3 protein-coding genes are annotated in these 3,867 nt (G+C 48.2%); all 3 read right to left on the bottom strand.

The genetic code is table 11. From position 1 onward, the window contains the following. Nucleotides 1-65: 65 nt before the first annotated feature. Entirely contained in the window at nucleotides 66-1,343 is a 1,278-nt protein-coding gene (locus RMO52_RS16680; protein WP_310416380.1) for a hypothetical protein, read from the bottom strand. Nucleotides 1,344-1,522: 179 nt separating this feature from the next. Beyond that, nucleotides 1,523-2,767: a hypothetical protein gene (locus tag RMO52_RS16685; protein ID WP_310416383.1), complete on the bottom strand. Its 1,245-nt coding sequence runs from the start codon at nucleotides 2,765-2,767 to the stop codon at nucleotides 1,523-1,525. Nucleotides 2,768-2,781: 14 nt separating this feature from the next. Then, nucleotides 2,782-3,867: TraM recognition domain-containing protein (locus RMO52_RS16690; protein ID WP_310416386.1), on the bottom strand; the 1,086-nt coding region annotated here is incomplete at its 5' end.

The following is a 3,867-nucleotide window of genomic DNA, read 5'->3' on the forward strand; positions in this document are numbered from 1 at the left end:
GCGCAGTTGCTGCTTTGAATTCAAGAGAATCCGACCTAATTTTTTAAATCTTAAACATCGATCGACTATTTCTTCGTACCCATTCTCGCAATTCTCCGACCCCGTGTTTTGCCCATCCCCATCCCCACTCCACGCATCAAGCTACTTCCCAATCCACCAGCAGCTCTACCCCCTACCCTACCAGCTCCTCTTGCCGCTCCACGCGCTGGTGCGCTCGTAAGTGAATTCATCGCTCCAGCCAGAGCCAGAGCCGAACCTTGACAATAGAAGAAGGTGAGGAAGGGAGCGTAAATTGCCATTAAAATACCGATCGTAAAAATCCCCAAACTCGCCAGCCCCGTCTGGCTCTGCGCCCAGAGATTCAAATAGACAATGATACCGACGATAATTGCAAAACATAGTTTGGCATTGACTAACAACCAAAAATTACCAAACCAATTTTTAATCGGTGCGGGGTCGAATAATGATAGTGCGATATTAATTGGAAATGTGAAGCCAAATACTAATAATGTCAGTTCTAAAGCAATATAAAAGGCGATCGCCAAGCAGGTAAATATGAGCTGAATTAAACTTTCAAACGCATTAGAAATGGCACTACCCATCGACTTAATCGAGTCCCCGACCTTGCCAATAATATCCCATTTAGCCTTCTCATCGATCGTCCCGTCTGACGTGCCAGATGGTGGCGTTGTGGTATTCGACCCCGAAGTGGCTGAATTACTGGCTGGTTGTACCCCCGCAGCGTTATTGAGATCTATTTGAATCTCAGCTATTTTGGCATTAACTACCGGATCTTGTTCGGGATTGGCAGCCACACTTTGTTTTAAATTGTTTAGGGCTTGCTGAGAACAAGCAGTTTGGGCTGCGGGAGCGCATTTTTTCAACTCGTCTTCAAATTTAACAAAATAAGATTGGGCGAGATTCGTGCCATTGAGACTTCTAGTTGCTTGTAATTTCGAGAAATCGAAGGAAATCCCCTGCATCACCGTATCAGAGATCGAGTTAGTAAAATTCCGCATTCCCAGTACTGTATACATGGCTAACTGTCCGCTATTCCACAGCATTAGTAGTACCAGAATCAATACCATCAGAAAACCGACGACTTTTTCGGCATCTAAAGTTTTAGCTTTAATTTCTAAGAAAAAATAATAGCCGCGATAAATTACACCGATCCCTGCGATCGTCAAAGATACCTGTGCGACCCGTCCAAAGATGCCCATTTGAAAAACATTCGACCAGAATTCTTTGGCGAAGTTTGTGGCTAAAGCAGAACCAGTTGCAGCCGCTTGGCTGAAGTTGGCGGCTGCTAGTAGGTGTGGGTCTAGTAATAGGATATCGGGCATTGTTTTAGAGGTGGGGGAAAGGGTAATGGGGAAAGGGGAAAGGGTAATGGGGATCGACTTTTGACTCGGATATCGATCGATAAACATGTGCTAATAGTGATTTGAGGAGAAAACGGAGGAAAGGATAGATGCTTAGCGTATTCCTCTATCCTTTCCCCACCCTTTCCCCCACTCCCCCTTTAACTCTTACCCTTCGGTTTTACCGCACCCACCATCCCCTGGATGATTGAGTTAGTATTTTGGACTTCATCGGTCAATCGCTGGCTGGCCCGATCTTCGGTTTCTTGGCGGCGAATTCGCGCTGCTGCATCGGTTGATGCTTGCGAAAGTTGGGCGGCACTCAAGGTTCGCTGTTCGGCGGCAATGCGAACGCCTTCGGCATTAATCGCACCTTGTTGTCCGATCTGTTGGCTGATGGTATTCAATTGGTCGAGCGAGTTGTCATAGGTTTGAGCGGCTTGATATTGCATTCCCGCTGCATTCAAGTTCGCGCCTAAGACTCGGCTTTGGAGGGCTGCCTGACCGGAAACACCGTTCGCACTCTCGGCAATTACCTTGCTTGATGTGGCGGAGATTGCATCTAATTGAGTCAGCGATCCGTTGGCGGGATTGGTGTTGACGGCAATTTTTGCTACTGCTTGTTGTGCCTGGATGTTGGTGACAGTACTAGAAATATCGCTAGCTGGCGTGGTGCTGGCGAGTGCGGTATCGATGCTGCCGATATTGGGATTGGTTTGTTTCGACAAAATGGTGGCAGCTTGAGTGGCACCTTGTCCGTAACTATCGGTAATAGTCTTAATTGCCGTCTGTTGAGCCGTCGCCTGAGCGGTGGCAGTATTCGGACTACTATTACCACCAAAGAAACCAACGATCGTCTTGCCAATTCCACCTAATGGGTTATTAGGATCGTTCATCAGGTTGGTGAATGCCGTGCTGGCCATTGTTGTTAAATCGCCAATACCAGCAGCGATTTTTTGTTGCATTACTCCGTTAGCTATCCCACCGACAAATGGGATCTTGTTTAAGGTGGCACTAATTCCTGCCGTTTGTTGGGTTGCTGCCGTGGTGAGTGTTCGATCGCCCGATTGAATCGCGCTAGTTCCAGCATTGGTGACAGTCGTTGTCACAATCCCTTGAGCCGCCGTTCCTACTGTCGTTCCTGCGTCTGGTGGGATGATGCCATTGGTTGGTGGTGTTGTGGTTGCTGTCGGTGCGGTGACTGAGGGGGTGACTGTGGTTGAATTTGGTACGGTTGTCCCGTTTACAATGGTCGTTGTGTTTTGAGGTGGGATGGGAACTTTAATGCCATCGATCTCAACGGTTTGAGTAGTGGTAGTTGTGACGCTACCTGTCGCTGATGCTGCTCGAATGGTGCCCAGTAAGGTTAACCCAAAGATAATTATTGAAAGCAGTCGTTTTTTCATCAATGTTGTGCGAGTTATGCAGGTAGTAATTCTGAAGCATACCGAGCTAATCCAATGATTGGATGCTCGGCTTGCTCCAGCAGTGCTTGACGGCGTTCGACTTCATGGACGTTATTGACAACAGCCGCCAAGGTGCCAGAGCTAGCGTAGATTCTCGCCCAGGTATAACTCCGTCCATCTAACATCAACCAGTTAGAGTAACCCCAACTGCGATTGGGAACGTATGCTTCAGTGAGATTGGGGGCGAGTAGCTCCAGCGGAATCTTCATAACTTCGGAGATCGTATCTACCGATTCCGGTTGGATGCGTCCGACTAACTTGATATCGCAGTTAGCGAGGATTTGTTCGCCGCCAGCGCAGGTTTTAATCGAGTGAACCTCTTGAGCGGCTAGCATTACTCTGATCCCTGCTTTGGCGGCAATTGCCAATAGTCTCCCGATCATCAACGCTAGGGCAGGGAATTTGAGTAGGGCAGCAGCTTCGTCCAAAAATAGTACCGATTTAGGATTGCTGTAAGCGCGGCGGATGGCGGTAGCATAAGCCACTGTTGCGAGTACTGCCATATCTTCTGCATTTGCCACGCCCCGAATTGCCATCACGAATAACTGGGCATCGGTTTTAAAGGTAGAGGGACGACAAAAAGCCTGTCCCGTCCGGCTTTGAGTCCAAGAGCGCAGTTTAGTGACGATATAACTCAAGGCTTTGAGTTGTTCTGGTTCGGTAATATTGACTCGTTCTGGCGAGCAGAAACCGATGAAGTCTTCTAACACTGGGTACTTTTGCCATGCGTCGCTACCAATCCCCCCATTGATGGCTGCAATATACCGCGATTGAATCTCCCTGGCGGCGAGGAATTTGGTCAGAATTAGCGTCAGCAAGGATCTAATTAAGTCCCGCAACATTGGCTCGAAAGCATCAGGATTAGAACCAGTTACCAGCATTTGGAGGATTTCGAGTAACGATTCTTGAGTATCCTTGCGACGATCTTCCCGATCTACTTCAGCTAGGTGCGAAAGATTGGGCACCTCAAAAATATTGCTACATTCCGAACCCACATCGAAGAAAGCTCCACCCAACAGCCGCGCGTAATCGCGGAAAGT

Source organism: Chamaesiphon sp. OTE_8_metabat_110 (genome assembly GCF_031382685.1).
Taxonomy (GTDB): domain Bacteria; phylum Cyanobacteriota; class Cyanobacteriia; order Cyanobacteriales; family Chamaesiphonaceae; genus Chamaesiphon.